The sequence below is a fragment of the Phenylobacterium sp. Root1290 genome (assembly GCF_001425305.1).
Lineage (GTDB): Bacteria > Pseudomonadota > Alphaproteobacteria > Caulobacterales > Caulobacteraceae > Phenylobacterium.
Map to the genome: position 1 here is coordinate 1015935 of NZ_LMEE01000002.1, position 25621 is coordinate 1041555.

Consider the following 25621-nt stretch of genomic DNA (forward strand, 5'->3'; position numbering starts at 1 on the left):
GATTGACGGCGCAGAGCCTTTCGCGTCCCATCGCTGCGACATTCTGTCCAGCTTGAGAGAGACCGATGGCGAGCGACCAGACGCCGGAGACGCCGCAGCCGAAGGGCTGGCTGGCCAAACTGCGCGCCAGCAAGATGCCCGGGCTGATGGCCGCGGGCCTGGTGATCGCGGCGTTCGGCGGCGGGGTGCTGTCGGCCAAGGGCGTCGATTGGTTCGGCAAGCCGGCGGAGGAGACGCTCGCCGCGCCGGGCGCGCAGGGCTGGTCGCTGTTCGGCAAGCCGCGCGACGCCAAGGCCGCGCGGCGTGGAATCCCCAAGCCGGAAGGCTTTGCGGTCTGGCGTCACCGGATCGACACCTCGCGCAACCAGCCGGCCGCCTGCATCGAGCTGACCCGGCCGCTGGACCCGGCCAAGTCCTATGCCGACTATGTGCTGATCTCGCCTGACCTGGGCGGCGCGCCCGCCGTCACCGTGAAGGGCTCGGAGCTCTGCGTGGCCGGGACCGGCTTCGCCGATCGCCGCGTGACGCTGCTCAAAGGGCTGCCGTCCAGGGGCGGCGAGACGCTGGCGGCCAACGCCGACGTCGATTTTACCTTTGGTGAGAAGCCGCCCTATGTCGGGTTCGCCGGCGAGGGCGTGATCCTGCCGCGCGAGGATTCCGACGGGGTCGGGATCGAGACGGTGAACGTCAGCCGCCTGTCCGTCGAGGTCTGGCGCGTCGTCGACCGCAACCTGGTGCGCAAGTCGATCAGCGCCCCCGATCCCACCGGCGAGGGCGAGTACCCCAGCGACTACGGCTCCGACAGCCCCGACGACGAGGGCCGCGTGGTCTGGAAGGGCGAGCTGCCGGTGAGTTCCCAGGGGACCGGCGAGCGGGTGACCACGGTCTTCCCGCTGGGCGCGGTGCTGAAGGAGATGAAGCCCGGCGCCTATGTGATCAAGGTGCGCGACGCCTCGGGCGGGCGCTCGATCAAGGGCGAGGGCAGCGAGGACGACTACGACCCCAATCCGCCGGCCCAGGCGCGGCGCTGGGTGGTGTTCACCGACATGGCGCTGTCGGGCTACGACGGCTCCGAGGCGCTGGACGTGGTGGTCCGCTCGCTGAAGACCGCCAAGGTGATGGCGAACGTGCGCGTGGCCCTGGTGGCGCGCAACGGCGAGGACCTGGCGGTGGCGCAGAGCGACGCCCAGGGCCGGGTGCGGTTCGACCGTCCGCTGCTGGACGGCGAGGGCGCGGCCGACGCCAAGATGGTGATGGCCTATGGCGACCAGGGCGACCTGGCGGTGCTGGACCTGGACCGAGCGCCGGTGGACCTGTCAAAGCAGGGGATCGGCGGGCGCACCGAGGACAGCGGCGTGTCGGGCCGCACGGCCCAGACCGCCATCGACGGCTATCTCTATGCCGACCGCGGCATCTATCGGCCCGGCGAAACCGTCCACCTGAACGCCCTGCTGCGCGACCGTGAGGCCAAGGCGGTGAAGGACCGCAAGGGCGCGATCGTCGTGCGCCGGCCCTCGGGCGTGGAGTTCAAGCGCTATCCCTTCGACAAGGCCCCGCTGGGCGCCGTGCCGGTGGACATCGATCTGCCCAAGAGCGCGCCGCGCGGGCGCTGGACCGCCAAGCTGGAGATCGACGGGCTGGACAAGCCGGCCGGCGAGCTGTCGTTCCAGGTCGAGGACTTCGCGCCGCAGAGGCTGGCGGTGACCGCCACGGGCCAGGAGTCCGTCCCGCTGAAGGGTGGCGAAACCCGCAACATCGACGTCACCGCGCGCTTCCTCTACGGCGCGGCGGGCGCGGGCCTGCAGACGCAGGGCGAGGCGCGGCTGCGCGTCGACCCCAATCCCTTCCCGGCCTTCGAGAACTATCAGTGGGGCGACCAGCGCGAGCCGTTCGCCGAGAAGTTCCTGGAGATCGGCCAGACGGTGACCGATGGCGACGGCCGCGCGGTGCTGGCGCTGTCGTCGGAAGAGGCCGGCGACACGCCCCAGCCGCTGACCGCGACCTTCACCGCCAGCGTGTTCGAGCCGGGCGGGCGCCCGGTGCGCGAAGGCCTGGACCTGAAGGTGCGGACCAAGGCGGTCTATCTGGGCGCCAAGATCGAGCAGGGCGATTCCAGCGGGTCGGGCGATCCGACCATGCTCATCGACCTGATCGCGGTGAACGCGGCCGGCCAGCGGATCGCCGCGCCGGGGACGACCTACACCCTGATCTCCGAGAACTGGGACTACGACTGGTTCCAGCAGGACGGCCGCTGGCAGTGGCGGCGGACCAGCCGCGACGTCGTGGTGGCGAAGGCCAATGTGAACATCGCCGCGGGCCAGCCCTCGCGCGTCGCGCGGCGGCTGGGATGGGGCGACTACCGGCTGGAGATGACCGGGCCGGGCGGCGCCAGGAGCGTCATCCGCTTCGCCTCCGGCTGGGGCGCGCCTGCCAAGGACGTCGAGGCCCCCGACTTCGTGCGGGTCAGCGCCGGGGCCAAGCCGTATGCGCAGGGCGACACCGTCGAGATCACCCTGAAGCCGCCCTATGCCGGCGAGGCGCAGATCGCGGTCGCCACCGACCGGCTGATCGACCTGAAGACCGTGACCGTCGGCAAGGACGGGGCGACGGTGCGGCTGAAGACCAGCGCCGCCTGGGGCGGCGGGGCCTATGTGCTGGTCAGCGTGGTGCAGCCGCGCGACCCGGTCGCCTCGCCCAAGCCGCGGCGGGCGCTGGGGCTGGTCTATGTGCCGCTGGACCCGAAGGACCGCAAACTGACGGTCGAGCTGAACACTCCGGCCAAGATCGACTCCAAGGCCGCGGTCGAGGTTCCGATCACAATCAAGGGCGCCGGCTTCGGCGGCCGCGCGCGGGTCACGCTGGCGGCGGTCGACGAGGGCATCCTGCAGCTGACCAAGTTCCAGAGCCCCGATCCGGTGAAGTGGTACTTCGGCAAGCGGGCGCTGACGCTCGACTACCGCGACGACTACGGGCGGCTGCTGGACCCGAACCTTGGGGCGCCGGCCAATGTCAGCTTCGGCGCCGACGGTATCGGCGGCGAGGGGCTCTCGGTCACCCCGATCAAGACCGTGGCCCTGTGGTCGGGCGTGGTCGAGACCGGGCTCGACGGCAAGGCGGTGATCAAGCTGCCGGCCGCCCAGTTCAACGGCGAGCTGCGGCTGATGGCCGTGGCCTGGACCGACACCGCGGTCGGGTCGGCCAGCAAGCCGCTGACCGTGCGCGAGGCGGTGGTCGCCGACCTCGCCCTGCCCCGCTTCCTGGCGCCGGGCGACAAGGCGTTCGCGACGCTGGAGCTGCACAACATCGAAGGCAAGGTCGGCGCGTACGTCACCGAGCTGACCAGCGGCGGCGGGGTGCTCGCGCCGTTCAGGAAGGCTTTCCAGCTGGCCCTGGGTCAGCGGGTGGCCGAACGGATCCCGTTCAGCGCGCCGGGCCGGGCCGGCGTCGGCCAGGTCGGCTTCAAGGTCTCGGGACCCGGCTTCGCCACCGCCAAGGACTATCCGATCCAGACGCGGCTGGGCTGGAGCCCGATCACGCGGACGACCTACGAGCTGCAGCAGCCGGGCGCATCTTACACGCCCGCCTCGGCCCTGCTGGCCGGGCTGGCGGCCGGGGACGTGAGCCTGCACGTCAGCTACTCGCCGTTCCGCGGGTTCGACCCGGCGCCGATCGCCAGCGCCCTGTCGCGCTATCCCTATGGCTGCACCGAGCAGACGGTGTCGGGCGCCTATCCGCTGATCTATGCGGCGGAGATGTCGGCCGATCCGAAGGTGAAGCGCTCGTCGCTGGCCCTGGCCGGCGCGGTCGGGCGGCTGCTGGACCGGCAGACCCTGGACGGGGCCTTTGGGCTCTGGCGGGTCGGCGACGGCGAGGCCGATCCCTGGCTGGGCGCCTATGTCACCGACTTCCTGCTGGAAGCGCAGAAGGCCGGGACGCCGGTGCCGCAGGAGGCCATCGATCGGGCGCTGAGCGCCATGCGCCAGGTCTCGCGGCCGGACGGCTGGGCCTCGGTCTCCTATCGGATGGAGTATCCGACGTGGTGGGCCGGCGGATCGGACGCCTCCAAGAAGGCGACCGAGCGGATGCGCAGCCGCGCCTCGGCCTATGCGCTCTATGTGCTGGCCAAGGGCGGACGCGGCGATCTGGCGCGCCTGCGCTGGTGGCACGACGTGCAGATGAAGACCGAGGCCTCGCCGCTGGCCAAGGCCCAGGTCGGAGCAGGCCTGGCGATGATGGGCGACAAGGCCCGGGCGCGCTCGGCCTTGCGCCAGGCGATCGCCTCGCTGGGCTATCGCGAGGAGAGCGACTGGTACCAGAGCCCGCTGCGCGACATCGCCGCCGTCATCGCCCTGGCCTACGAGGCCGGCGAGCCGGACCTGGCCCGCGGCCTCCAGAAGCGCCTGGAGAACGCGGTGAAGGACCCCGACAGCCTCAACACCCAGGAACAGGCGCGCCTGCTGCAGGCCGCCCACTGGATGCTGAAGGCGGCCGGCGCGATCCGCATCGACGCCAAGGGCGCGCAGCCGCTGACCACCGTCGGCGGCACGCCGCGCTGGGCGGTCGGCAAGCTGGCCGAGGCGAGCTTCGTCAACGCCGGCAAGGGCGCGCTGTGGCGCACGGTGACGGTGACCGGCACGCCGGTCGCCCCGCCGCCCGCCGAGGACAACGGCATCTCGCTGAGCAAGCGGCTGGTCGGCTTCACCGGCGGCTCGGTCGACGCCTCGGCGCTCACCCAGGGAGACCGGGTGATCGTGGTGGTGTCGGGCCGCTCGGGCCAGGCGCGGTCGATGTCGCTGGTGGTGGACGATCCGCTGCCCGCCGGCTTCGAGATCGAGACCGTGCTGGGACCGGACGACGCCCAGAACGGGCCGTTCAAGTTCCTGGGCGAGCTCTCCAGCGCCGACGTCCAGGAGGCCCGCGACGACCGCTATGTCGCGGCCATGGACCTGGCCGGCAAGGGCGACTTCACCTTCGCCTATGTGGCGCGGGCGGTGACGCCGGGCGACTTCCTGCTGCCGGGGGCGCAGGCCAAGGACATGTACCGTCCGAGCCTGAACGCGCGCACCGGCGCCAGCCGCACGGTGATCGCGCCGGGGCAATGACGCAGACGCATTACAAGGTGTCATCCCGGCTGGAGCGGAGCGGATGGCCGGGACCCATTGACGCCTCGCGTCGAGTTCTTGGCGCGGGCGGCTCCCTTTCCGGCATGACCCGGTGTTCATGGGTCCCGGTCTTCGGCCTTGCGGCCGAAACCGGGATGACACTCTAAGGCGCATGAACCTCGCCGCTGCGAAACAAGTACGCGCCATCACCCTTGGCCTGATCGCCCTGCTGGGCGTGGAGGTCGCGGTGTTCGCGGTGGATGCCGTGCTGCCGCCGGACATGAGCCGGGCGGAGCGGTCATCGCCGGTGGCGTTGGACCGGCGCGGGGCGTGGCTGCGGGCGCTGCCGGTGGAGGACGGGCGCTGGCGCATCCGCGCCGACCTGACACGCACCGACCCGACGTTCCAGAAACGGCTGGTGCAGATCGAGGACGCGCGGTTCTGGATCCATCCTGGCGTCGATCCGCTGGCGGTGGCGCGGGCGGCCGGGTCGGCGCTGGCCTCCGGACGGGTGAGCTCGGGCGCCTCGACGCTGAGCATGCAGACCGCGCGGCTGCTGGAGCCGCGGCCGCGGACCATCGCCGCCAAGCTGATCGAGATGATCCGCGCGGTGCAGATCGAGGCGCGGCTCAGCAAGCGCGAGATCCTGGCGCTGTACCTGACGCTGGCCCCCTATGGCGGCAACCTCGAGGGCGTGCGGGCGGCGAGCCTGTCCTACTTCGGGCACGAGCCGGAGACCCTGACCGCCGGCGAGCAGGCGCTGCTGATCGCACTGCCGCAATCGCCCGAGGCGCGGCGCCCCGACAGGCGGCCGGAAGCGGCGCGGGCGGCGCGGCGAGGGGTGCTGGACAAGATGATCCGGACAGGCGCGCTGAGCGAGGTCGCCGCCGCCGAGGCCGAGGAAGAGCCCCTGCCCGGCCGCGCGGCGTTCCCGGCCCTGGCCTGGCACGTCGCCGGCGAACTGGCGCGGGCCGCGCCGGTCGACCAGGCCTCGGTGCTGACCACGCTGGACGCCGGGCTGCAGGCGCGGCTGGAGCCGCTGGCCGCCCGGATGGCGCAGAGCCAGGGCCCCGAGGCGACGGCGGCGATCCTGGTGGTGGAGTTGGAGGGCCGGGCGGTGCGCGCGGCGGTCGGTTCGGGCGGGCTGGCGCGGCCCGGCGGCTGGATCGACATGACCCGGGCGGTGCGCTCGCCCGGATCGGCCCTGAAGCCGTTCATCTATGGCTTCGCCTTCGACGACGGGCTGGCGGCGCCCGACACCCAGATCGACGATGCGGCGCGGCGGTTCGGCGACTATCAGCCGGAGAACTTCGACCGCGTGTTCCGCGGCAAGGTCACCGCGCGCGAGGCCCTGACCTATTCGCTGAACGTGCCCGCGGTGGAGCTGCTGGACAAGGTCGGGCCCGCGGCCTTCGAGGCGCGGATCGACTCGGCCGGCGTCAACCTCGTGCGGCCCAAGGCCCAGACCCGCGAGGCCGGTCTGGCCATGGCGCTGGGCGGGGTCGGGATCACCCTACGCGACCTGGCCGTGCTCTATGCGGCGCTGGGCGACGACGGCATGGCCAAGCCGCTGGCCTGGACGCAGGACGAGGCGGCGCGGCGCGAACGCCAAGGCGGGCGGCGGCTGATGCGCGAAGAGGCCGCCGACCAAGTTCTGGCCATCCTGCGAGAGACCCCGCCGCCGGCCGGGGCGACGGCTTCGGCCCTGACCAGGGGCCGGCCGGTGATGGCCTTCAAGACCGGCACCTCCTACGGCTTCCGTGACGCGGTGGCCGCCGGGCTGGTCGGGCGCTACGTGATCGTGGTGTGGACCGGCCGGGCCGACGGCGGCGCGCGCGGCGGGCTGACCGGGCGGGACGCGGCGCTGCCGCTGCTGTTCGACGCCGCCGACCTGCTCGATGCGCCGGCCAGCGCGCCGCGGCCGATCGCGCCGCGCGACGCCCCGCCGGCGCTGGCCCGGCTGGAGACGCGAGACGTCGGCCCGCGGCTGATCTTCCCGCCGGACGGGTCGACGGTGCAGGTCGAGGCGTTCGGCCCGGCCTCGCGCGGGCTGGCGCTCGCCGCCGGCGGCGAAGGCCTTTCCTGGTACGTAGCCGGCGAGCCGCTGACCGCCGATCCCGTCAGTGGGCGGACGATCTGGCGGCCGAATGGTCCGGGCTTCTACCGTCTGACCGTGGTCGACGAGGCCGGCCGCAAGGCCAGCGCGCGGGTCCGGGTGAAGTAGCCGCGCCCCAGAGGGGTGCAATGCAGACTGAAGCTACTGTCCCTCGTCGCGGGCCTTGTCGAGGTCGCCGGGGCCGCTGATGGTGCAGTTCTGGTCGGTGACCAGGCCGTTGGCGATCGAGTAGACCCAGCCGTGGACGCTGAGGTTCTGGCCGCGGGCCCAGGCGTCCTGGACGAAGACGTCGGAGGCGACGTTGCGGACCTGGCGCATGACGTTGAGCTCGATCAGGCGGTCGATCCGCTCGTGGTCGTGCAGGGCCTCCAGCTCGTCGCGGTGCTCGGCGTAGACCTCGCGGATCGGGTGCAGCCAGTGGTCGACCAGACCACGGCGCTTGCCGTCGACCGCGGCGGCGACGCCCCCGCAGCCATAGTGGCCGACGACCATGATGTGCTTCACCTTCAGCACGTCGACCGCGAACTGCAGCACCGACAGGTAGTTGGCGTCCTGCGGCGGGGCGAGGTTGGCGACGTTGCGGTGCACGAACAGCTCGCCCGGATCGAGATTGACGATCTCGTTGGCCGGGACGCGGCTGTCGGAGCAGCCGATCCAGAGATATTCGGGGCTCTGCTGGGCGACCAGGCGTTCGAAGAAGCCGGGGTCGACGGAGAGCTTTCCAGCCGCCCAGCGGCGGTTGTTTTCCTTCAGGTCCTCAAGCATGCACGGCGTCCGGTTGGCGATCGGGATGGGCGGCGGCGAAGGCCGGGTGCTCGCCCGCGTGGGCGGCGGCCGCGGCGATCGCCGGGAATGGCGACAGGTCGACCTTGTAGCGCTGGGCCGAGTAGACCTGGGGGACAAGGCAGCAGTCGGCGAGGGTCGGCGCGGCGCCGAAGGCGAAGCCCTGGCCGTGGCGCGCGACCATCGGCTCGAGCGCCGAGAAGCCGTCGACGATCCAGCGCTGGCTCCATTCGAGACGGCCGGCTTCATCGACGCCGGCCTGCTCGAGCGCCTTCTGGATGCGCATGTTGTTCAGCGGATGGATGTCGCAGGCGACGATGGCGGCCATGGCCCGCACCGTCGCGCGGTCGAAGGCGTCTGCCGGCAGCAGGGCCGGCTGCGGATGCGTCTCCTCCAGCCATTCCAGGATCGCCAGGGACTGGACGAGCACGTGGCCGTCCGCCTCCAGCGCCGGGGTCAGGTGCTGGCGGTTGCGCTTGGTCACATAGTCGTCGGCGTGCTGCTCGCCCTTCAGCAGGTTCACCCCGACATAGCCGTAGTCGAGGCCCTTCAGATTAAGGCCGATGCGCACGCGGTAGGGCGCGGTGGCGCGCCAGTAGGAATGCAGGGTGAGGCTCATGCTGACACCGTGAACTTGAGTTGGCCGACGCCCTCGACCTCACCCTCGACGACATCGCCGGGGACGATGGGGCCGACGCCCTCGGGGGTGCCGGTGAAGATCAGGTCGCCGGGAGCCAGCGTCCAGAGCTTGGAGGCCTCGGCGATCACCTCGGCGAGGTTCCAGATCATGTCGGCGACCTGGCCCTCCTGGCGGAGCTGGCCGTTGACGCTCAGCGCGATGCGGCCCTGCGGCGGCGCGCCGTCCCACTTGCGGATCGCCGAGATCGGGGCCGAGGCGTCGAAGCCCTTGGCGGCGTCCCAGGGATGGCCCTTGCCCTTGGCGGCGTTCTGCAGGTCGCGGCGGGTCAAGTCGACGCCGACCGCGTAGCCGTAGACCAGCCCCAGGGCCTGCTCGACCGGCACGTCGGAGCCGCCGCCCTTCAGGGCGACGACCAGCTCGATCTCGTGATGCAGGTCGGTGGTGCGCGGCGGATAGGGAACCGCCTCGCCGGGCGGGACCACCGCGTCGGCGGGCTTGGCGAAGAAGAACGGAGGATCGCGGTCGTCGCCCCCCATTTCGCGGCGGTGGGCGGCGTAGTTGCGACCGACGCAGAGAATGCGGCGGACCGGAAAGACCGCCGTCTCGCCCTCCACGGGCACGGAGGCGGGAGCTTCGGGCGGCAGGACATAGGATGTCATAGCGCCGCCCTTACGCCTGGGAAGGGGTGATGTGAACCCTGCCGTAGTGGGAGGACGAGGGGTTTTTTGCGGGAAGGCGTTCCCCGCGAGACGATCCGTGTGTCGTCCCGGCTCCCGACCGGGCGGCCGAAAGCCGAGACGCCACCGCGGAGTTCTACTTCACGGCGTCGCGGACCGTGCGGGCCTTGTCGAGGTGCTGCTGCACCGTGACGGCGGTGGTGGCGGCGAAGGCCTTGATGCCCGCGACGTCGCCGTCCTGGGCGTAGCGTTGCAGGAGGTCGAGCGCGGCCTGATGGGCGTCGACCTGGTTATCCATATAGGCCTTGTCGAAGTTCTCCGCCTTGCCAAGGTCGGTGAGCTTGTCCTGCAGGTCGGCGGGCAGGGCCGTCGGCAGAACCAGCACGGTCTGACCGGAGTCGGCGATCGCCTTCTTCAGGGCCTCGGTCGACTTGGTGTGGGCGGTGACCATGTCGGCGGCGAACTTCTTCACCTCGGCGCTCTTGGCCTTGGTCTGGGCGAGCTTGGCCGCCTCGATCTCGAACATGTCGCTGGCGGCGGCCTTGGCGACGAAGTCGGGCGCCGCCGCCTCGTTGGACGGCGTGGGGATGGTGGCGGCCGGATTTGCGTCAGGCGTCGCCGCCTGTTGGGCGGGCGTCGCAGCGCCCTCGGCTTCGGTCTTTTGCCCGCAAGCGGCCAGCGAAAAGGCAGCCACAGCCGCGCCCGCGATCAGCAGGTGTCGGGTCATCAAACCCTCCTCAAGATTGACTAAGATGTTCAGCGCGGGTCCAACGGACAGGCGCCCGTCCAGAACTCACGGACGTGTGATCCGTTCCGGGGAGGGAGAAAACGTGACCGAAGCCGCCGCCAACAACGGGCCGCTCAAGGGCCTGAAGGTCGTGGAGATGGGGACGCTGATCGCCGGCCCGTTCTGCGGCCAGATCCTGGGCGATTTCGGCGCCGACGTGGTCAAGATCGAAGATCCCAAGACTGGCGATCCGATGCGCCAGTGGGGCCGCAGCCTGCCCAAGGGACTGTCGCCCTGGTGGCCGGTGATCGGGCGCAACAAGCGTTCGGTCGGGCTGGACCTGCGCACGCCCGAGGGCCGCGAGATCGCGCTCAAGCTGATCGACCAGGCCGATGTGCTGATCGAGAACTTCCGGCCCGGCACGCTGGAGAAGTGGGGCATGGGCTATGAAGCGCTCAGCGCCCGCAATCCCCGGCTGATCGTCGCGCGGGTGTCGGGCTTCGGCCAGACCGGACCCTACGCCAAGCGCGCCGGCTATGGGCTGATCGGCGAGGCGATGGGCGGCCTGCGCCACGTGACCGGCGAGCCGGACCGGCCGCCGGCGCGGGCCGGCATCTCGATCGGCGACAGCCTGACCGCCATGCATGCGGTGATGGGGATCACCATGGCCCTGCACGCGCGCGAGCGCACCGGCCGCGGCCAGATGATCGACGCGGCGCTGTACGAGAGCGTGCTGGCGGTGATGGAGAACCTGGTCACCGAGTACGACCTGACCGGCTATGTCCGCGAGCGCTCGGGCTCGATCCTGCCGGGCATCGCGCCGTCCAACGTCTATCCGTGCGCGGAGGGCGAGATGATCCTGATCGGCGGCAACGGCGACACCGTGTTCGCGCGGCTGGCCGAGGCGATGGCGCAGCCCGACCTGGCGGCCGACCCGAAGTTCGTCAGCCACGCGGCGCGCGGCGAGAACCAGAAGGAACTGGACGAGATCATCGCCGCCTGGACCGCGACCTGGACGCTGGGCGACCTGATCGCGCACCTGGAAGCCAGCGGGATTCCCTGCGGCCGGGTGTTCCGCGCGCCCGACATGCTGGAGAACGAGCAGTACCAGGCCCGCGAGGCGATCGTTGAGCTGCCCCACCCTGCATTCGGCAAGGTGAAGATGCAGAACGCCTTCCCAAAGCTGTCGGAGACACCGGGCGCCGTGCGCTGGCCCGGGCCCGACCTGGGACAGCATACCGACGAGGTGCTGGGCGAACTGGGGTTAGCGCCCGACGCGGTGGCGGCGCTGCGGACCAAGGGGATCGTCTAGCGGTGAAGGACATCTTCGTGGTCACCCACGCGGAGTCGCTGCACCACGTAGAGGACGTGGTCGGCGGCTGGCACGACACCTCGCTGACCGAGCGCGGCCGGCGGCAGGCCGATGCGATCGCGGCGCGGGTCGCCGAACTGGTGGATGGCCGGGCGGTGGAGATCTACGCCTCGGACCTCAAGCGCGCCTACGAGACCGCCGAGCCGATCGGCGCAAGGCTGGGCGTTCCGATTGTCGCCGATCCCGACCTGCGCGAGATCAGCTATGGCGTCGCGGGCGGCAAGCCTCAGGCCTGGCTGGACGAGCGCATCCGGTTTCCGTCCCGCGACGGCGACCGGCTGGACAATCGCATGGGCGTGGAAGGGGCGGAGACCAAGCGCGAGTTCGCCACCCGGGTCTATCGCGGCGTCGACCGGGTGATCGCCGGTCGGAGCCCGACGGCGGTGATCGTCACCCACGGCTTCGCCATGACCTTTGTAGTGGCTCGCTGGATCGGCCTGCCGATCGAGAACGCCGGCCACGTCAATTTCCGCGCCGGATCAGGCGGGATCACACATCTGCGCGAGGAGGACATGCTGCAGAACCGCGGCGTGCAGTTCCTCAACGACCTTGGCCACATGGCGGGCCTTTAGCCGCCGCGCAGGCGTTCGCCCGCCCGGCGGCGTCGTTGGATTCTAGACTGCGAAGAAGCCGAGTTCGCCGCTGACGCGGACCTGGCAGGGACGACCGTCGTCCTGGACTTGGCGGGCTCGCTTGTTGGCCGCGGCCTTGGCGACATCCTTGTCCGGCGAGTGCCCGAAGTGATCGCCGTCCAATTCGACGGCCCACATGCCATCACGAAGTGCGACCGTCAGAACGGCCCGTTCCAAACCTTTTTGCATCCCGCAGCTTAGCACAGGAAAGCGGGGTTTAGAGATTTTTCTAAATATTTCTTGCGACTGGGCGGTTTTTTGCGCAGGCTACGAGGGTCAAATGTCGTTTTGGCTCGCTGCCGTGGCGCTGTGTCCTTCGGAAGTACAGCTTCACAATTGCCTCCGGACCTCTCCGAAAATTTGATCGAGCGACCCGCTCTGGGCGCGAGAACTCATGTCCGGAAAGGGACGATTGTATGAAAACCGGTGTTGTGAAGTGGTTCAACGGCCAAAAAGGCTTCGGTTTCATCCAGCCTGACGATGGCGGCGCGGACGTGTTCGTGCACATCTCGGCGGTGGAGCGCGCCGGCCTGGGTTCGCTGCATGAAGGCCAGAAGCTGAGCTTCGAGCTGGAGCGCGACCAGCGCAGCGGCAAGTTCTCGGCTGGCCAACTGCAGTCGGCCTAAAGCCACAGCCGCAAGGCTGAGAGATCAACGGCCCAGTTCCCCGACGGGAGCTGGGCCGTTTTCTTTTTGGGCGTGGGCAAAGGCGTAAACTCGTCAGTCCCGATCGCGCGCGACCAGCCGGACGAGGGCGTCCTCGAAGCCCTGATCGTGCAGATGGGGATAGCCCTCCAGCACCGCGGCGCGGATGACGCCCAACACCGCGCGGGTGCTGACGAAGTGGTCCAGTTCGGCCCGGGTCGGCCCCTTGAGCAGGGCCAGGGTCTCGTCGCTCTCGCGCGCCAGGGACTTGCTTTCATCGGCGTGCAGCATCGCGCGCAGGGCCGCGCGGCGGGTGGCCGGCTTGTCGGCCCAGATGCCGATCTGGGCGCGGATGGCGACCCGCGAGCGGTCCTTGCCCGCCGCCGCGACGAGGGCCCGCACCTTGGCGTTTTCGGCCAGGGCCATGGCGATGAGGATCGCCTGCTTGTTCGGGAAGTACTGGTAGAGGCTGCCGACGCTCACCCCCGCCACTTCGGCGACGCGATTGGTGGTGAATGCGCCCTCGCCCTCGTTCTCCAGAATCTGAGCCGTGGCCTGGAAGATGGCCTCCTGGGTGGCCTGGGCGCGGGCCTGTTTCGGCGCGCGGCGCGGGAGTTGCGGGGGGCGGGCCATGCAGCCTCCGGAAAGCGAGTCGTCAAACCTGAGCTCAGCTCGGATTGTGACCGCCGCAACGAGGAGTGGCAAATGAGTTGGGCGACCGAACGGCTGGATCAGATCAAGGCGGGGACGGTCGATGCGCCGGCCGTGGTGCACACCCTGAAGCTCGGCCTGCTGGACGACTGGGGGCCGGGCTGGGTGCGCAAGCGCTGGGAGCCGCACCCCGAGGTGATGAACGGCGACGGGTCGATGTTCGGCGGCTACATCGCCGCCCTGGCCGACCAGATCCTGGCCTTCGCGGCCATGACGGTGACGCCGGACGAGGCGTACTTCCGGACTGTGAACCTGCAGCTGCAGTTCCTGAAGGTCGCCTGGGCGCGGCCGTTGCTGATCGAGGCCAAGGTGACGGCCTCGAGCCGGCGGCTGATCACGGTCGAGGCGGAGTTCCGGCGCGAGGACGACGTGCTGATCGCCAAGGCCAGCGCGCAGCAGGTGCGGCTGGAGAAGGAGAACGGTTGACGCCGAGGGACGTGGCGGCGCCCATGGCGGCAAGAACAAGCTTGGGGAGCGCGTCCATGCCGATCGCCGCCGTCAACGGCCTGAACCTCTATTTCGAACGGGCGGGCGAAGGCGCGCCGTTGCTGTTCATCTCCGGCACCGGCGGCGACCTGCGGGTGAAACCGAACCAGTTCGACGGGCCGTTCGCCAAGGCGTTCGACATGATCTCCTACGATCAGCGGGGCCTGGGGCGGTCGGACAAGCCGGACGTGCGCTATTCGATGGCCGACTACGCCGACGACGCGGCGGCGCTGATGACGAGCCAGGGCTGGGACAGCGCCCACGTGGTCGGGGTCTCGTTCGGCGGCATGGTCGCCCAGGAACTGGCCCTGCGCCATCCGGGGCGCGTGCGCCGGCTGGTGCTGGCCTGCACGTCGCCCGGCGGCGCGGGCGGGGCGTCCTTTGCGTTCCACGAGATCGAACACCTGAAGGGCGAGGCCCGCGCCAAGCACCTGACGCCGATCTCCGACACCCGCCGCGATGCGGCCTGGGCGCAGGCCAATCCCGACGCCTACGCCGCGATCATCGCCATGAGCTCGACCGACCCTTTCGAAGGCGAGCCCGGACGGGCGGAGGGCGCGCATCGCCAGCTGGAGGCGCGGGCCGATCACGACACCTGGGACCGGCTGGACCAGATCGGCGTCCCGACCCTGGTGGCCGGCGGCCGTTATGACGGCATCGCCCTGCCCGCGACGCTGGAAAAGCTGGCCGGACGCATCCCCGGGGCGGAGCTGCGTTTCTATGAGGGCGGGCACCTGTTCATGATCCAGGACCGCAGCGCGGTGCGCGAGATGATCGCCTTCCTGCAGGCGTAGGACGGGCCACCTAGCGGTGGGAGAACAGGCCCGCGACGGCGGCGGCGACCTGGGTCACGTCGTAGGGCTTGCGGATGATCGGGGCGTCGAAGCCCATCGGCGCGCCGCTGTCGCCATAGCCGGTGGCGAAGACGAAGGGCACGCCGCGCGCGGCCAGGGCCTCGGCCACCGGCGTCACCGACAGGCCGTTGAGATTGGCGTCCAGCACGGCGGCGTCGATCTCCGAGCCAAGCAGGTTCATCGCCTCTTCCAGCTCGTAGGCCGGGCCGACCACCAGGGCGCCTGCCTCTGAAAGACCGGTCTCGAGCTCCAGCGCCAGCAGCACCGCGTCCTCGACGATCAGCACGCGCTTGCCGCGCAGGTCCGTCGAGCCCTGGGCCGCCGGCGTCGCCTCGATCTTCCGAGGAGCCGGCGCCTCCGGCACCGTATCGGGCCGCGAGACCACGGCCGCCGGTCCCGCGCGCAGCCGCGCGCTGGCGCCGGCGCGGCGGTACTCGACCTCGGCCTCGCCGTTCAGCTCACGGCCGGTGACCTGGCTGAGCAGGGTGGTGCCGAAGCCCTTGTGCGTCGGTTGCAGCACCGGCGGGCCGCCGGTCTCGTTCCAGAACAGCTCGAAGCCGCCATCGGCGATACGCGTCCAGCGGACATCGACACGCCCGGTCTCAACGGACAGCGCGCCGTACTTCACGGCATTGGTGGCCAGCTCGTGCAGCGCCAGCGACAGGGCGTTGGCCGCGCGCGGGGTGAGGAACAGCTCCGGGCCCTCCCAGCGCGCCTGACCCGGGGCGATGCCGCCAAGCTCGGCGGCGGCCAGGTGGGCGATCGCCGCGCCGCGCCAGCGGGCGGCGGTCAGCAGTTCGTTGGCCGAAGCCATGGCCTTGAGCCGGCCCGAGAAGGTCGACAGGAAGCTGTCGAGCGAGGTGGTGCGCTTGGCGGTCTGCACGGCGAGCGCCTGCACCGCGGCCAGCACGTTCTTCACGCGGTGATCCAGCTCGGCCATCAAGGCCCGGCGGCGGTCTTCCTCGGCATGGCGCTCGCCGACATCCTGGGTGACGCCGACGGCGCGGATCGCGCGGCCCTCATCATCGTGGACCAGCAGGCCCGAGGTGCGCATCCAGACCGTCCGGCCGTCATCCTCGCGGATCCGGCGATACTCGGTCTCGAAGCGGCCGTGGGCGCGCATCGAGTCTTCCATGAAACGGCGGGTGCGCTCGCGGTCGTCCGGATGTACGCCGCGATAAAGGAAGTCGCCCTGGTCGGCCGGCCACTCGCCGGCGGGCAGGCCGCTGATCTCGGACATGCGCGGGCTGATGCGCACGACGTCGGCGACCATGTCCCATTCGTAGTCGCCAAGGCGCGCCGATTGGAGCGCCAGCTCCAGGCGCTCGTGGTCCAGACTGCCTGCTGCGGGCTTCACCATCGCGTGACCATAAAGCCGGGTTCGAGTCCGAGCGACAGGAACCACTGGTTGTATGCCTCGATTTGAACGCGGAGTCTTTCAGTCAATTTTCGGAACCGCCTATTGCCTTTGACGTTGTGGCAAGGCTTCCATGCCATCCCTGCGTTACCTGCTGAATACTTGGAGAAACTGACATGGCCACCAACGCCGTCGACCACGCCAAAGACGAAGCCAAGGCCGCGGCCCAATCGGTGGCCGATTCCGCCTCCAAGCTGTCGGCCGAGGCCCAGCGCAGCTTCGGCGAAGCCGCGAAGAAGTTCGAAAAGGTGGTGGCCGAAAGCCTGGAGCAACTCCGCGCCCAGAGCCGCACCTATGCCGACAACGCCGGCGAGCACATCGACGATGCGCAGCGCTATGTCGTTGAACGCGTGAAGGAACGCCCGCTGGTGGCGACCGGCGCGGCGCTCGGCGTCGGGCTGCTGATCGGCCTGCTGCTCGCGAGCGGCCGCAAAAATTGATCCTGAAGCGAGCGATCTATTACGTCACCGCCGTCGTCGCGCTCGCCGCGACGGCGGTCGTCTGCGTGGTGTTCCTGGCGCTGGCGCTGCATGCGGGCCTCAAGCCGCTGGTCGGTGAGGCCTGGGCCGGCGTGCTGGTGGCCGCGGCCGCGGCCGTGCTGGCCGGGGTTATCGGGATGGTGCTGCTGATGCTGGCCAATCCGCCCCGCCGCCATCACAAGCGCGAGCAGGACAAGGACCTGACGTCGCGGATGTTCGAGCTGGCCCAGGCAAAGCCCCTGATCGCCCTCGGCATTGTCGGGGCGGCCGCCGCGGTGGCTCTGAAGAACCCGCGCACGACAGCCACCGTCATCTCCGCGCTGATGGCCGGCCGCGCCTCCAAATCCTAGAGAACCAAACACGGCAGTTCGGGTTAGTGTGGGACGGCAGGTCTTGGCCTGCCCTCCCTCCCCCGTAGGAAAATGCTATGTTTGAACTGCCTAACCTTCCGTACGCCCACGACGCGCTGGAGCCTGTGATCTCGCAGGCCACGATGCACCTGCACCACGGCAAGCATCACAAGCGCTACTTCGACGTCATGAACCAGATGCTGGACGAGGCGGGCGACAAGCCGGCCACGCTGGAAGAGGTCGTGCGCGGTGCGGTCGGCAAGGCCAAGCTGTTCAACAACTCGGCGCAGGCCTGGAACCACACCTTCTTCTGGGAATGCATGAGCCCGCCCGGCCAGAAGGCCTCGGGCGACCTCGCCGCCGCCATCGAGCGCGACTTCGGCGGGCTGGAGCAGCTGAAGGCCCAGTTCGTGGCCAAGGGCGTCGGCCACTTCGGCTCCGGCTGGGTTTGGCTGGCCGCCAAGGGCGACACGCTGTCGATCGTCGACAGCCACGACGGTGAGAACCTGCTGACCCAGGACGGAGTGCTGCCGCTGCTGGTCTGCGACCTGTGGGAGCACGCCTACTATCTGGATCACAAGAACGACCGCGAAGGCTTCCTGAAGGCCTGGTTCGACGCCCTGATCAATTGGACCTTCGCCCAGGCCCAGTACGACGCCGCCCGCAAGGGCGAAAAGGGCTGGACCCATCCGGGACCGGTCTAGTCCCCGGAACGTCAGTGACAGCTAAGCGTTTATAGGTCCGGATCAAATAACCGGAGGAACGACATGCTTGGTTGGGCTTTGACCTTCCTGGTAGTCGCCTTGATCGCTGGCGTGCTTGGATTTACTTCCATCGCCGGCGCTGCGATGGGCGTCGCCAAGATTCTATTCTTCGTGTTCCTGGTGCTGTTCGTGGTGTCCCTCGTCATGCACATGGTTCGAGGGCGCGGCGCGCTCTAGCGAAGCTGAAGAACGCGGAACGCCCGCCCCTAACCGGGGCGGGCGTTTTGCTGTCTGCGCTCCACCGCCCAGGTCCGCATCGGCTCGTAACGCGAACCCTTCCAGCTATGGGCGACGACACGGATCTCGGCCTCGTCGGCCTCGATGATGTTGAAACTGGGCGCCACGCCGCGCTCGCGGACCGACAGGGTGCCGGCGCCCACCGCCTGGGCGCAGCCGTCGCCGAACGGATAGGGCCAGACGAACGGCGCGTGGATATGGCCCGACAGCACCAGGTCGACGCCGCCCTCGGCCAGCGCCTGGGCGGCGGCCTCGCCGCCCCAGACCTTGCCGGTCATCGGGCCGCCGATCATTTCCACCAGCGGATGGTGCACCACCACCACTTTCAGCGCCTCGCGCGGAGCGCCCGCCAGCCAGCGTAACGCCGTACGGGTCTGGGCCTGCGAGATCTGACCCTTGGACCAGTTGGCGCGAGGCTGCACGCCGCGGGCGGTGTTGAGGCCGTGTACGGCCAGGCCCGGCGCCTTGAAGGTCTGAGTCTCGGCCGGCCCGATGATGCGGGCGAAGCGGCCGAACGGGCTGAAGAACCGCTCCCACCAGGCCAGATAGGGCGCGTCGTGGTTGCCCGGGCAGACCAGTTGCGGCCCCGGCACGCTGGCCAGCCACGCGGCGGCGGCCTCGAACTCGCCGATCTCGCCGAACTGGGTCAGGTCCCCCGAGACGATGGTGAGGTCGAAGCCGCCTGCGTTCAGCACCCGCGCCGCACCGGCCACCGCCGCGACGTTCTCGCCGCCGAAATGGATGTCCGAGAGATGCGCGAGCCGGATCAATCCGCCTTCTCCTCGCGCGGCGCCAGCAGACGGGCGACCTGGGGCCGCCAGTCGACGCTGGCGCTGGCGGCGAGGGTGACCGGCTCGCCGTCGAGCACTGCCGGCACCCGGCTGGCCGCCCAGATCCGCGCCTGACGGCACGGGCCGGCGCTGACCGCAGGATCGTTGCGCCAGTCGTCGACCAGGGCGTTGAAGCCGATGCGCGCCGCCTCGGCCATGGTCTGCGGGTCGATCACCGCCGCCTCCAGGCTCTGGGCCTCGTTGGGAAGGGCGCTGGAGGCCAGCGGGCAGAGGAAGGCCAGGGCCTCGGCCTTGCCGCGCGGCCCGCCGTCGAGGGAGTAGCGGAGCCGGCCGGAGAACGCTCGGCCCCAGGCGCGGCGCATGCGGGCGAAGGCCAGCCGGAACTGCCCCTCACGCACCGCCTCGCGGGCCGGGGCCCAGAGCGCGGGGGCGCCGAGGATCGCCGCAACAAGGAAGCTGCGGCCTTCGACGAGGCCGCCGCCGATCGCCCGCTCCTCGCCATCCTCAAGGATGCCCTTGAGCGCCTCCTGCCAGGGAACGGCGCCGTAGACCGCGTGCGGCAGCATGTTCATGGTCCCGCCCGCCAGCGGCGCGATCATCGGCCCCTGCGGGCCGGCCATATCGGCGGCGGCGCGCGCCGTGCCGTCGCCGGCCAGCACGACAAGCAGATCGGGCGCGGCGTCGACGGCCGAGCGCAGGCGGCGCTCAATCTCGCCGCCGTTCTCGGCCACCTGGACATTGGCGTGCGCGCCGTGCGCGGCCAGCAGGCCGCGCATCTGCTCGACATCCTGGGCCGTGGAGCCGCCGGAGGCGAGGTTCACCACCGCCTCGATGCGGGAGATTTTCGGTGTCTGGGCCATCTGTCCTCTACCAGCGCCCCGGGGCGCAGCCCCCTAACGGCGACGGTTGGGCGCGGTTCCGCCCGGAACTCTGCCTTAAAGCACGCGTTGGGGTCGGCGGGATAAGTAAGGAGAGCCATATGCTCAAGGCCAAATCTCTCATGCCGTTCATCGCGCTGGCCGGTGCGAGCCTGCTGGCGTCGGCCTGCACCACCACCGGCAACGTCGAACGCAATGCTGCGGGCGGCGCGGCCCTCGGCGCCCTGGCCGGCGCCGTGATCGGTAACAATGTCGGCAGCGGGGACGCTGGGACCGGCGCAGCCATCGGCGCGGCCCTCGGCGGCGGCGCGGGCGCGGTCCGCGGTTGTCGCCAGGACGGCGGCTGCGGCGCCCAGACCCAGAACCGCCGCCAGTACTACGACGAGCGCGCGGGCCGGTACTACTATTACGACTCCGGCTCGGCTCGCTATTACTGGGAAGACGGCAGCCCGCGTTAAGCGCGCGCACGCAACCTAGACTAGCCACCGATGGGCGGTCAGCTATGCTGCCGCCCATCGGCATTTGAGGGCGGCGGTATCATGGGTCTGGCAATGAAAACGTGGGCGGTCGCGGCGATGGCCGCAGGCGCGAGCATGATCCTGGCGGGATGCGCCACAGGGACCGGCGACGCGCGGGCGAAGATCGAAACCCCGGCCGGCTGCGACGACGTCACCGTGCATATCTACTTCGAGCCGGAAAGCGCCGAGGTCACCGAAGAGGGCCGCGCCGTGCTGTCCCAGGCCGCCAGCCAGGCGAAGGCCTGCAAGATCGATCGCGTGAAGGTGCTGGGCCTGGCCGACGCGGTCGGCGCGCCGGGCGCCAACATGGAGCTGTCCAAGCAGCGCGTGGCCTCGGTGACCACGGCCCTGGTCGCCAACGGCCTGCCGGCCGCCGAATTCGACCTGGCCGCCGCCGGCCAGACCGGCGCCGTGACTCAAGACGGCGAGGCCCGCCCGCTGCGCCGCCGCGCCGACGTCACCCTGGAGCTCAGCGCGCCATAAACGGCGCGCACAAGAAAAGGCGGGCTCTAGGGCCCGCCTCTTGAGTGCGCATCATCGAGAAAAGGGGTGCGGAGGCGGCAGACCGGCATGGTCGCCGGTCTCAAGTCGGGGGGGGGCGTCGCCGCCTCCGCAATCATAAAACCCGCACGCCGACTTTCCGTTCCCGCGACAGGCGATTTTTTTGGCGGTTTTTTCGCCGCCCTATTTCGGCTCGACATTGACCGCCGGCATGGCGTTGAACTCGGCCTGGGTCAGCGGCGCCGAGAGGTCGCCGCCCTCCTTGCGCAGCGCGCCATAGGACAGACTGCGCGGACCGGCGCCGGCCGGACCCTTGGGCCGCACCAGCACCTGGGCCGGCGCGCCGTTCTCGCGATAGGTCACACGCTCGACGACGCCGAGCACGACGCCGCCCTGCCCCCGCACGATCGTGCCTTCGAGCTTCACGGGCTGAGCGTTGGCGGTCCCGGCGAGGGCGAGCCCCACGAGGGCGCCGACGAAAGTCTTGGTCCTGTTCATGCCCCATAGATAGGCGCTCGCACTCGCTTGGCGAAGCTGTCGGCTCCAGAAATCCACCGGGGGAACGCCCGCCGCCCGAGGAACGTTAGCCAAGGGTGGGCGAACTGGCCCGCAGTGGTCAGGGGTGAGGGCCATGATCCGAGAACGGAACGAAGGTTTCGGCTTCCTGGAGGCCGATGGAGATCACGGCCACATGTTGCGCCGCCGATGGCTGGCCGTTGCGGTGATCGCCGCTGTCGCGCTGGCGGGAGCGGTGCTCAGCGAAATGTCCGTGGCCCGTCACGACGCCGACCGTCCAGCTCCGCCCGGCCCGTTTGGCCAGATGCCGTTTTAAACTGTTGGAGACGATCCAAGATGGCGATGACCCGCTACACTTCGCGCCCCGGCCTTAACGCCACACGTGCGCGCCAAGGACGTTTCGGCGTGCACATGTTCTGGGTCCTGGCGGTGTCCACGGCGCTGGCCGCACTGGCCCTGTTCGGCGCCTGGTCCTGGCGTGCAGCGGAACAACCGGCTCCTCCGAGCAAGGCCCACACGGCCCGCACGGCGCAGTCGTTCGACCTGGGCGCGCCGGCGCCGGGTACGCTGCAGACCACCCCGACGCCGGACAGCGCCACGCCGGCTCCGCGCTAGAGCACGGAGCGGCCGCGCACGGCCCGGACCACGAAGGTCGCGACCAAAAGCACGAGGAAGATCACAAACAGAATCTTGGCGATGCTCGCCGCCAGACCGGCCAGGCCGGCGAACCCCAGGAACCCCGCGATGAGCGCGAGAACCGCGAAAACAATCGCCCAACCGAGCATCGGCATCTCCACTGAAAACGCCGCGCCAGGAGTGGCGCGGCGTTAGAGGGAACGCGAGGTCCGGAGAGCTGTTCCTAGGCGGCTTTGCGGGTGTTCCGCGGATGGAAGAACAGGGCCTGGCCGATCGCCGCCTTCACGGTTTCCGGCTGGAACGGCTTGGTGATCAGGAAGGTCGGCTCGGGCCGCTCGCCGGTCAGCAGGCGCTCTGGGAAGGCGGTGATGAAGATCACCGGCACGTCGTGACGGGCCAGGATGTCCTTGACCGCGTCGATCCCCGACGAACCGTCGGCGAGCTGGATGTCGGCCAGCACCAGACCCGGCGTCTTGCGGTTGACGGCGTCGACCGCCTCGGTGCGGGTGGCGGCGATATCGACCACCGTGTGACCGATCTCGGTGACGAGCGCCTCGATGTCGGCGGCGATGACCGGCTCGTCCTCAATGATCAGGACGTCGGTCGCCAGCTCGGCGTCGATGTCGGCCTGGGCCTCGGAGATCAGACGCTCGACCTCGGGGAAGTCGACGCCGAGGATCTGCGCGGCCTCGGACGGGGTGAAGCCTTCGAGCGCGGTCAGCAGGAACGCCTGACGCGAGCGCGGGGCGATCCGCATGAGCCGCCGGCTCGCATCGTCGCCTTCCTCGTCGGCCGGAGCCTCGAGCTGGGCGCCGCTGGAAAGCCAGATGGCGTGGAACACGTGATACAGCGCAACGCGCGGCGTGAGGCTGGCCTCAAGCACGCGATCACCCGCCGCCAGCGCCTCAAGCGCCACGCGGACATAGTGGTCGCCAGTCGTCTGGTCGCCAGTCAAGGCGCGCGCATAACGCCGGACATAAGGAAGATGCGGCGCCAGTCGGGCAAGAAGACTCAAATCAAACCCCTCCCATTTCTCGAGCTCGATGCAGCCGCCCGGAGTGGCTCCTTAGGCAACATCATGTGCCCGAACGTTGGCCTTGGGAACCGGTTCCGTCAGAACGAGGTTTTCCTGCACGGGATTATGTTTAGAGTTTGGAACCCTGGGTGGGGTGAGGCGTTGACGGGCGACCAAGACGAACCGAGGGGGCGGGCTCCGCGAAAGCTGAGCGCCGAGGCCATGATAGAACAGCGTGCCACAGAAGATCGGCGACGAGCGCCCGCGGCGCTGGACGAAGCCCGGCTTCGGCAACAGGCGATCGGCGTGCGACTGCGTCAGATGTTTGACGAAGTCGTCAGCGAGCCCGTGCCGGACGAGTTTCTCGCCATTCTACGCCAAGCGGACAAGAAGTCGGCGGAGAACGGCTGATGGCCGAGCACAACAAGGCCCGGCCAACGCAAAATCAAGGTGACGACGAGGCGTTCAAGCGCGAACTCGTAAAGCTCATCCCGCATCTTCGCGCCTTCGCCCGCACCCTGGCCGGGGATCCGGCCAGCGCCGACGACCTGGCCCAGGATGCGATGATGAAGGCCTGGGACGCGCGGGCCAGCTTCCAGATGGGCACCAACATGAAGGCCTGGACCTTCATGATCCTGCGCAACCAGTTCTACTCCGAAAAGCGACGGTCATGGCGTCAGAGCCAGCTCGACCAGGAAGCCGCCGAGCGGACCCTGGTGGCCGTGGACGATCCGGAAGCGCCGGTGGCGCTGGACGAGCTGAGGCTGTCCCTGGCCCAACTGCCGCCGGAACAACGCGAAGCGCTGATCCTCGTCGGGGCCGGCGGATTCGCATACGAGGAGGCGGCCGAGATTTGCGGCTGCGCCGTCGGCACGGTGAAGAGCCGCGTCAGCCGGGCGCGCAAGGCTCTGCACAGCATTCTTGAAGACGGTTCGTATGAGCGGGACGGGAGCGCGGCGGGCGACGCCATGAGCGCTATCCTGGCCGACGCGGAGCGGCTGAGCTCCGCGCGATAGGGCGGGAGGATGAACGGCACGCCCTGGGGATCGTTCTCAACAATCCGGGTCCGTCTGACGGCGGCGCTGGCCGCCGCCCTGTTGCCAGTTCTCATCCTTGGAATCCTGCAATCGGCCATCACGTTCCGGCGTGAAGGCGTGCAGTTGCGCGAAGACCTGGCCGCCGCGTCCGAACGCAGCGCGGCCACGGCGCGCGCGCGCATGGAGGCCGCCGACATTCTGCTGGAGACGCTGGCCCCCGGTTCGGTGGGCTTCAACTGCGCCCAGCGGCTGGCCGAGGTGACCCAGCGCATCCCCGGCTATCACAACCTGATCCGCTTCGATCGCCGAGGCCGGGTGGCCTGCGCGGCGGGCGACGTGCCGGCCGACATGGAGCGGGCCAGCCGGCCATGGTTCCAGAGCCTGGCCAAGGGCGACAGCCTGGTGATTACGCGCGAACCCGGCGCCAACTACGCCACGGTGCCGGCGCTGCTGGCCGCGGTGCCGGCCGAGGCTCCGGGCGTCGGCTTCGACGGCGCACTGGTGGCGGTGATCGCGTTGGAGAGCCTCGCGCCCCGCACCGCCGACCGCTCATTGCCCGAAGATTCTGAAGTCGCGCTGGCCGACGGCGACGGCGCCTATATCAACGCCACCGACAAGGAGGCCTTCCCGAGCCTGCCGGCCGACTGGCGGGCCCAGGCGTTGGAGCAGGGCTCGATGGTCTGGTACGCGCGTGACGTGCGCGGCGAGCGCCGGGTCTATTCGGCCGCGCCGCTGGTCGGCGACGAGCTGTTCGTGATCCTGTCGGCGCGGTCGGGCGGTCTGTTCTCGTGGGCGACGCTCAACCCGCTGACCAGCATCGTCTTCCCGATCCTGACCTTCATCCTGGCGCTGGTGGCGGTGTCGGTGGTGACCGAGCGGGTGGTGATCCGCTGGATCGCCTATCTGCAGCGCATCGCCGCGCTCTATGCCCGTGGGCGCTTCACGGTGCGCCCTGTCCAGGCTGACCAGGCCCCGCCCGAGATCCGCGACCTGGCCGAGACTCTGGAGGATATGGCGGACGCCATCGTCGGGCGCGACGCATCCCTGCGCGACTCGCTGGCGCAGAAAGACGACCTGATGCGCGAGATTCACCATCGGGTGAAGAACAACCTGCAGGTCATCTCCTCGCTGCTGAACATGCAGCAGCGGGCGCTGTCGGACCCGGCGGCCCGGGCGGCGATGTCCGACACCCGCCAGCGGATCACCGCCCTGGCGCTCATCTACCGCGCGCTCTACCAGGGCCCCGATCTGAAGCGGGTGGACCTGCGCGCCTTCCTCGAGGAGTTGACCGCGCAGCTTATCGCCGCCGACATCGGCCACGGGCCCGGCGTGCGCACCGAGATCCATGTCGACGACCTGGTCATCGACCCCGATCGGCTGGCCCCGCTGGCGCTGTTCGCGGTCGAGGCGGTCACCAACGCCCAGAAGCACGCCTTCGCCGGCCGCGGCGGGACCTTGAGCGTCAACTTCCTCGTTCGCGGCGACGAGGCCGAGCTGGAAATCAGCGATGACGGCGACGCCCCGCCCGACGCCCTGACCACATCCGGCGTCGGCCGCACCCTGATGACCGCGTTCGGCCGCCAGCTGCGCGGCAGGGCCGAAGTGGCCCGCAACGAGAAGGGCGGGATCACCGCGCGCCTGATCTTCCCGACGCCGATCGAGGATCAGGCCGCGCGCCGCGCAAGCGCCGCCCGACGCGGGAACCAGGCTGCGGCTTGACCGTTAATGGCGCCTTAGA

Annotated in this window: 30 protein-coding genes; 18 read left to right on the forward strand and 12 right to left on the reverse strand. The window is 69.9% G+C overall.

Annotated elements, in window-relative coordinates; translation table 11 throughout:
- Window positions 1–65 precede the first annotated feature (65 nt).
- The gene (locus ASC79_RS14490; RefSeq protein ID WP_056017718.1) at window positions 66–5102 is read left to right on the forward strand and encodes an alpha-2-macroglobulin; all 5037 of its coding nucleotides are present in this window, start codon (window positions 66–68) and stop codon (window positions 5100–5102) included.
- Between the two features lie 172 nt (window positions 5103–5274).
- Window positions 5275–7326: a penicillin-binding protein 1C gene (gene pbpC / locus ASC79_RS14495; RefSeq protein WP_056017721.1), complete on the forward strand. Its 2052-nt coding sequence runs from the start codon at window positions 5275–5277 to the stop codon at window positions 7324–7326.
- Between the two features lie 33 nt (window positions 7327–7359).
- On the opposite strand, the gene ASC79_RS14500 is transcribed toward pbpC, so the two are convergent.
- From ASC79_RS14500 to ASC79_RS14515, 4 genes are all read right to left on the reverse strand, one after another.
- Window positions 7360–7983 (reverse strand): carbonic anhydrase, encoded by a 624-nt coding sequence (locus ASC79_RS14500; RefSeq protein WP_056017723.1) that lies wholly within the window; start codon window positions 7981–7983, stop codon window positions 7360–7362.
- Entirely contained in the window at window positions 7976–8620 is a 645-nt protein-coding gene (gene maiA / locus ASC79_RS14505; RefSeq protein WP_056017726.1) for a maleylacetoacetate isomerase, read from the reverse strand. Before maiA ends, ASC79_RS14500 begins: the two co-directional genes overlap by 8 nt.
- A complete protein-coding gene (locus tag ASC79_RS14510) occupies window positions 8617–9300 on the reverse strand; it encodes a fumarylacetoacetate hydrolase family protein (protein WP_056017728.1) in 684 nt (227 codons plus the stop codon). Before ASC79_RS14510 ends, maiA begins: the two co-directional genes overlap by 4 nt.
- 154 nt (window positions 9301–9454) lie before the next feature.
- Window positions 9455–10045, reverse strand: a complete 591-nt coding sequence (locus ASC79_RS14515; RefSeq protein WP_082532117.1) for a DUF4142 domain-containing protein — start codon at window positions 10043–10045, stop codon at window positions 9455–9457.
- 103 nt (window positions 10046–10148) lie between these two features.
- On the opposite strand from ASC79_RS14515, the gene ASC79_RS14520 reads away from it, so the two are divergent.
- Window positions 10149–11357, forward strand: a complete 1209-nt coding sequence (locus tag ASC79_RS14520; RefSeq protein WP_056017734.1) for a CaiB/BaiF CoA-transferase family protein — start codon at window positions 10149–10151, stop codon at window positions 11355–11357.
- Between the two features lie 2 nt (window positions 11358–11359).
- Window positions 11360–11989 carry a histidine phosphatase family protein gene (locus ASC79_RS14525; protein ID WP_056017737.1) on the forward strand — a complete coding sequence of 210 codons (630 nt, stop codon included), beginning with the start codon at window positions 11360–11362 and terminating at the stop codon, window positions 11987–11989.
- A 42-nt stretch (window positions 11990–12031) separates the two neighbouring features.
- Here the strand turns inward: ASC79_RS14525 and ASC79_RS14530 are convergent, their stop codons facing one another.
- Complete coding sequence (locus tag ASC79_RS14530; RefSeq protein WP_327082827.1) at window positions 12032–12226, reverse strand: hypothetical protein; 195 nt, start codon at window positions 12224–12226, stop codon at window positions 12032–12034.
- A 239-nt stretch (window positions 12227–12465) separates the two neighbouring features.
- Between ASC79_RS14530 and ASC79_RS14535 the strand changes: the two genes are divergently transcribed.
- Complete coding sequence (locus tag ASC79_RS14535; RefSeq protein ID WP_056017743.1) at window positions 12466–12675, forward strand: cold-shock protein; 210 nt, start codon at window positions 12466–12468, stop codon at window positions 12673–12675.
- Between the two features lie 93 nt (window positions 12676–12768).
- Here ASC79_RS14535 and ASC79_RS14540 read toward each other — a convergent pair whose 3' ends face one another.
- Window positions 12769–13326 carry a TetR/AcrR family transcriptional regulator gene (locus tag ASC79_RS14540; protein ID WP_056017746.1) on the reverse strand — a complete coding sequence of 186 codons (558 nt, stop codon included), beginning with the start codon at window positions 13324–13326 and terminating at the stop codon, window positions 12769–12771.
- A gap of 72 nt (window positions 13327–13398) precedes the next feature.
- Between ASC79_RS14540 and ASC79_RS14545 the strand changes: the two genes are divergently transcribed.
- Complete coding sequence (locus ASC79_RS14545; protein WP_056017749.1) at window positions 13399–13830, forward strand: PaaI family thioesterase; 432 nt, start codon at window positions 13399–13401, stop codon at window positions 13828–13830.
- Window positions 13831–13886: 56 nt separating this feature from the next.
- Window positions 13887–14684: an alpha/beta fold hydrolase gene (locus ASC79_RS14550; RefSeq protein WP_056017752.1), complete on the forward strand. Its 798-nt coding sequence runs from the start codon at window positions 13887–13889 to the stop codon at window positions 14682–14684.
- Window positions 14685–14694: 10 nt separating this feature from the next.
- Here ASC79_RS14550 and ASC79_RS14555 read toward each other — a convergent pair whose 3' ends face one another.
- Window positions 14695–16104, reverse strand: coding sequence for an HWE histidine kinase domain-containing protein (locus tag ASC79_RS14555; RefSeq protein ID WP_056017755.1), 1410 nt, complete (start codon window positions 16102–16104; stop codon window positions 14695–14697).
- A gap of 173 nt (window positions 16105–16277) precedes the next feature.
- On the opposite strand from ASC79_RS14555, the gene ASC79_RS14560 reads away from it, so the two are divergent.
- The 4 genes from ASC79_RS14560 (at window position 16278) to ASC79_RS20825 (ending at window position 17931) form a co-directional block, all read left to right on the forward strand.
- Window positions 16278–16601 (forward strand): DUF883 family protein, encoded by a 324-nt coding sequence (locus ASC79_RS14560; protein WP_056017759.1) that lies wholly within the window; start codon window positions 16278–16280, stop codon window positions 16599–16601.
- On the forward strand, window positions 16598–16990 hold the full coding sequence (locus ASC79_RS14565) for a hypothetical protein (protein WP_056017762.1): 393 nt from the start codon (window positions 16598–16600) through the stop codon (window positions 16988–16990). The genes ASC79_RS14560 and ASC79_RS14565 overlap by 4 nt, the downstream gene beginning before the upstream one ends.
- 77 nt (window positions 16991–17067) lie before the next feature.
- Window positions 17068–17694: a superoxide dismutase gene (locus ASC79_RS14570; protein WP_056017765.1), complete on the forward strand. Its 627-nt coding sequence runs from the start codon at window positions 17068–17070 to the stop codon at window positions 17692–17694.
- Window positions 17695–17757: 63 nt separating this feature from the next.
- Window positions 17758–17931 (forward strand): DUF1328 domain-containing protein, encoded by a 174-nt coding sequence (locus ASC79_RS20825; RefSeq protein ID WP_082532120.1) that lies wholly within the window; start codon window positions 17758–17760, stop codon window positions 17929–17931.
- Window positions 17932–17960: 29 nt separating this feature from the next.
- Here the strand turns inward: ASC79_RS20825 and ASC79_RS14575 are convergent, their stop codons facing one another.
- Window positions 17961–18761 (reverse strand): metallophosphoesterase, encoded by an 801-nt coding sequence (locus tag ASC79_RS14575; protein WP_327082828.1) that lies wholly within the window; start codon window positions 18759–18761, stop codon window positions 17961–17963.
- On the reverse strand, window positions 18758–19642 hold the full coding sequence (locus ASC79_RS14580) for a diacylglycerol kinase family protein (RefSeq protein ID WP_056017768.1): 885 nt from the start codon (window positions 19640–19642) through the stop codon (window positions 18758–18760). The genes ASC79_RS14575 and ASC79_RS14580 overlap by 4 nt, the downstream gene beginning before the upstream one ends.
- 140 nt (window positions 19643–19782) lie before the next feature.
- Here ASC79_RS14580 and ASC79_RS14585 point away from each other — a divergent pair, with 140 nt between their 5' ends.
- Both ASC79_RS14585 and ASC79_RS14590 read left to right on the forward strand, forming a co-directional pair.
- Window positions 19783–20118, forward strand: a complete 336-nt coding sequence (locus ASC79_RS14585) for a YMGG-like glycine zipper-containing protein (RefSeq protein ID WP_056018015.1) — start codon at window positions 19783–19785, stop codon at window positions 20116–20118.
- 93 nt (window positions 20119–20211) lie between these two features.
- Window positions 20212–20661: an OmpA family protein gene (locus ASC79_RS14590; RefSeq protein WP_056017771.1), complete on the forward strand. Its 450-nt coding sequence runs from the start codon at window positions 20212–20214 to the stop codon at window positions 20659–20661.
- 201 nt (window positions 20662–20862) lie between these two features.
- Here ASC79_RS14590 and ASC79_RS14595 read toward each other — a convergent pair whose 3' ends face one another.
- Window positions 20863–21177 (reverse strand): hypothetical protein, encoded by a 315-nt coding sequence (locus ASC79_RS14595; RefSeq protein WP_056017774.1) that lies wholly within the window; start codon window positions 21175–21177, stop codon window positions 20863–20865.
- Window positions 21178–21310: 133 nt separating this feature from the next.
- Between ASC79_RS14595 and ASC79_RS14600 the strand changes: the two genes are divergently transcribed.
- Window positions 21311–21511, forward strand: a complete 201-nt coding sequence (locus ASC79_RS14600) for a hypothetical protein (protein WP_056017777.1) — start codon at window positions 21311–21313, stop codon at window positions 21509–21511.
- Window positions 21512–21531: 20 nt separating this feature from the next.
- Window positions 21532–21810 carry a hypothetical protein gene (locus ASC79_RS14605; protein WP_082532122.1) on the forward strand — a complete coding sequence of 93 codons (279 nt, stop codon included), beginning with the start codon at window positions 21532–21534 and terminating at the stop codon, window positions 21808–21810.
- Here the strand turns inward: ASC79_RS14605 and ASC79_RS20830 are convergent.
- Both ASC79_RS20830 and ASC79_RS14610 read right to left on the reverse strand, forming a co-directional pair.
- Complete coding sequence (locus tag ASC79_RS20830; RefSeq protein ID WP_082532123.1) at window positions 21807–21980, reverse strand: DUF1328 domain-containing protein; 174 nt, start codon at window positions 21978–21980, stop codon at window positions 21807–21809. The two genes, ASC79_RS14605 and ASC79_RS20830, sit on opposite strands and share 4 nt — an antisense overlap.
- Window positions 21981–22054: 74 nt before the next feature.
- A complete protein-coding gene (locus ASC79_RS14610; RefSeq protein WP_056017780.1) occupies window positions 22055–22846 on the reverse strand; it encodes a response regulator in 792 nt (263 codons plus the stop codon).
- Between the two features lie 222 nt (window positions 22847–23068).
- Here ASC79_RS14610 and ASC79_RS14615 point away from each other — a divergent pair, with 222 nt between their 5' ends.
- Genes ASC79_RS14615 through ASC79_RS14625 form a run of 3 tightly spaced genes read left to right on the forward strand, consistent with a single transcriptional unit; the run spans window position 23069 to window position 25602 of the window.
- The gene (locus ASC79_RS14615; RefSeq protein ID WP_056018017.1) at window positions 23069–23257 is read left to right on the forward strand and encodes a NepR family anti-sigma factor; all 189 of its coding nucleotides are present in this window, start codon (window positions 23069–23071) and stop codon (window positions 23255–23257) included.
- Complete coding sequence (locus ASC79_RS14620) at window positions 23257–23862, forward strand: sigma-70 family RNA polymerase sigma factor (RefSeq protein WP_056017783.1); 606 nt, start codon at window positions 23257–23259, stop codon at window positions 23860–23862. Before ASC79_RS14615 ends, ASC79_RS14620 begins: the two co-directional genes overlap by 1 nt.
- Window positions 23863–23871: 9 nt before the next feature.
- Window positions 23872–25602: a sensor histidine kinase gene (locus ASC79_RS14625; RefSeq protein ID WP_056017785.1), complete on the forward strand. Its 1731-nt coding sequence runs from the start codon at window positions 23872–23874 to the stop codon at window positions 25600–25602.
- Window positions 25603–25621 lie beyond the last annotated feature (19 nt).

Bases quoted from the DNA above. Each gene is read 5' to 3' on its own strand.
- ASC79_RS14490 (WP_056017718.1), top strand. From the start codon at position 66: ATGGCGAGCGACCAGACGCCGGAGACGCCGCAGCCGAAGGGCTGGCTG.
- pbpC (WP_056017721.1), top strand. From the start codon at position 5,275: ATGAACCTCGCCGCTGCGAAACAAGTACGCGCCATCACCCTTGGCCTG.
- ASC79_RS14500 (WP_056017723.1), bottom strand. From the start codon at position 7,983: ATGCTTGAGGACCTGAAGGAAAACAACCGCCGCTGGGCGGCTGGAAAG.
- maiA (WP_056017726.1), bottom strand. From the start codon at position 8,620: ATGAGCCTCACCCTGCATTCCTACTGGCGCGCCACCGCGCCCTACCGC.
- ASC79_RS14510 (WP_056017728.1), bottom strand. From the start codon at position 9,300: ATGACATCCTATGTCCTGCCGCCCGAAGCTCCCGCCTCCGTGCCCGTG.
- ASC79_RS14515 (WP_082532117.1), bottom strand. From the start codon at position 10,045: ATGACCCGACACCTGCTGATCGCGGGCGCGGCTGTGGCTGCCTTTTCG.
- ASC79_RS14535 (WP_056017743.1), top strand. From the start codon at position 12,466: ATGAAAACCGGTGTTGTGAAGTGGTTCAACGGCCAAAAAGGCTTCGGT.
- ASC79_RS14540 (WP_056017746.1), bottom strand. From the start codon at position 13,326: ATGGCCCGCCCCCCGCAACTCCCGCGCCGCGCGCCGAAACAGGCCCGC.
- ASC79_RS14545 (WP_056017749.1), top strand. From the start codon at position 13,399: ATGAGTTGGGCGACCGAACGGCTGGATCAGATCAAGGCGGGGACGGTC.
- ASC79_RS14550 (WP_056017752.1), top strand. From the start codon at position 13,887: ATGCCGATCGCCGCCGTCAACGGCCTGAACCTCTATTTCGAACGGGCG.
- ASC79_RS14555 (WP_056017755.1), bottom strand. From the start codon at position 16,104: ATGGTGAAGCCCGCAGCAGGCAGTCTGGACCACGAGCGCCTGGAGCTG.
- ASC79_RS14560 (WP_056017759.1), top strand. From the start codon at position 16,278: ATGGCCACCAACGCCGTCGACCACGCCAAAGACGAAGCCAAGGCCGCG.
- ASC79_RS14570 (WP_056017765.1), top strand. From the start codon at position 17,068: ATGTTTGAACTGCCTAACCTTCCGTACGCCCACGACGCGCTGGAGCCT.
- ASC79_RS20825 (WP_082532120.1), top strand. From the start codon at position 17,758: ATGCTTGGTTGGGCTTTGACCTTCCTGGTAGTCGCCTTGATCGCTGGC.
- ASC79_RS14580 (WP_056017768.1), bottom strand. From the start codon at position 19,642: ATGGCCCAGACACCGAAAATCTCCCGCATCGAGGCGGTGGTGAACCTC.
- ASC79_RS14585 (WP_056018015.1), top strand. From the start codon at position 19,783: ATGCCGTTCATCGCGCTGGCCGGTGCGAGCCTGCTGGCGTCGGCCTGC.
- ASC79_RS14590 (WP_056017771.1), top strand. From the start codon at position 20,212: ATGAAAACGTGGGCGGTCGCGGCGATGGCCGCAGGCGCGAGCATGATC.
- ASC79_RS14595 (WP_056017774.1), bottom strand. From the start codon at position 21,177: ATGAACAGGACCAAGACTTTCGTCGGCGCCCTCGTGGGGCTCGCCCTC.
- ASC79_RS14600 (WP_056017777.1), top strand. From the start codon at position 21,311: ATGATCCGAGAACGGAACGAAGGTTTCGGCTTCCTGGAGGCCGATGGA.
- ASC79_RS14605 (WP_082532122.1), top strand. From the start codon at position 21,532: ATGGCGATGACCCGCTACACTTCGCGCCCCGGCCTTAACGCCACACGT.
- ASC79_RS20830 (WP_082532123.1), bottom strand. From the start codon at position 21,980: ATGCTCGGTTGGGCGATTGTTTTCGCGGTTCTCGCGCTCATCGCGGGG.
- ASC79_RS14615 (WP_056018017.1), top strand. From the start codon at position 23,069: ATGATAGAACAGCGTGCCACAGAAGATCGGCGACGAGCGCCCGCGGCG.
- ASC79_RS14620 (WP_056017783.1), top strand. From the start codon at position 23,257: ATGGCCGAGCACAACAAGGCCCGGCCAACGCAAAATCAAGGTGACGAC.
- ASC79_RS14625 (WP_056017785.1), top strand. From the start codon at position 23,872: ATGAACGGCACGCCCTGGGGATCGTTCTCAACAATCCGGGTCCGTCTG.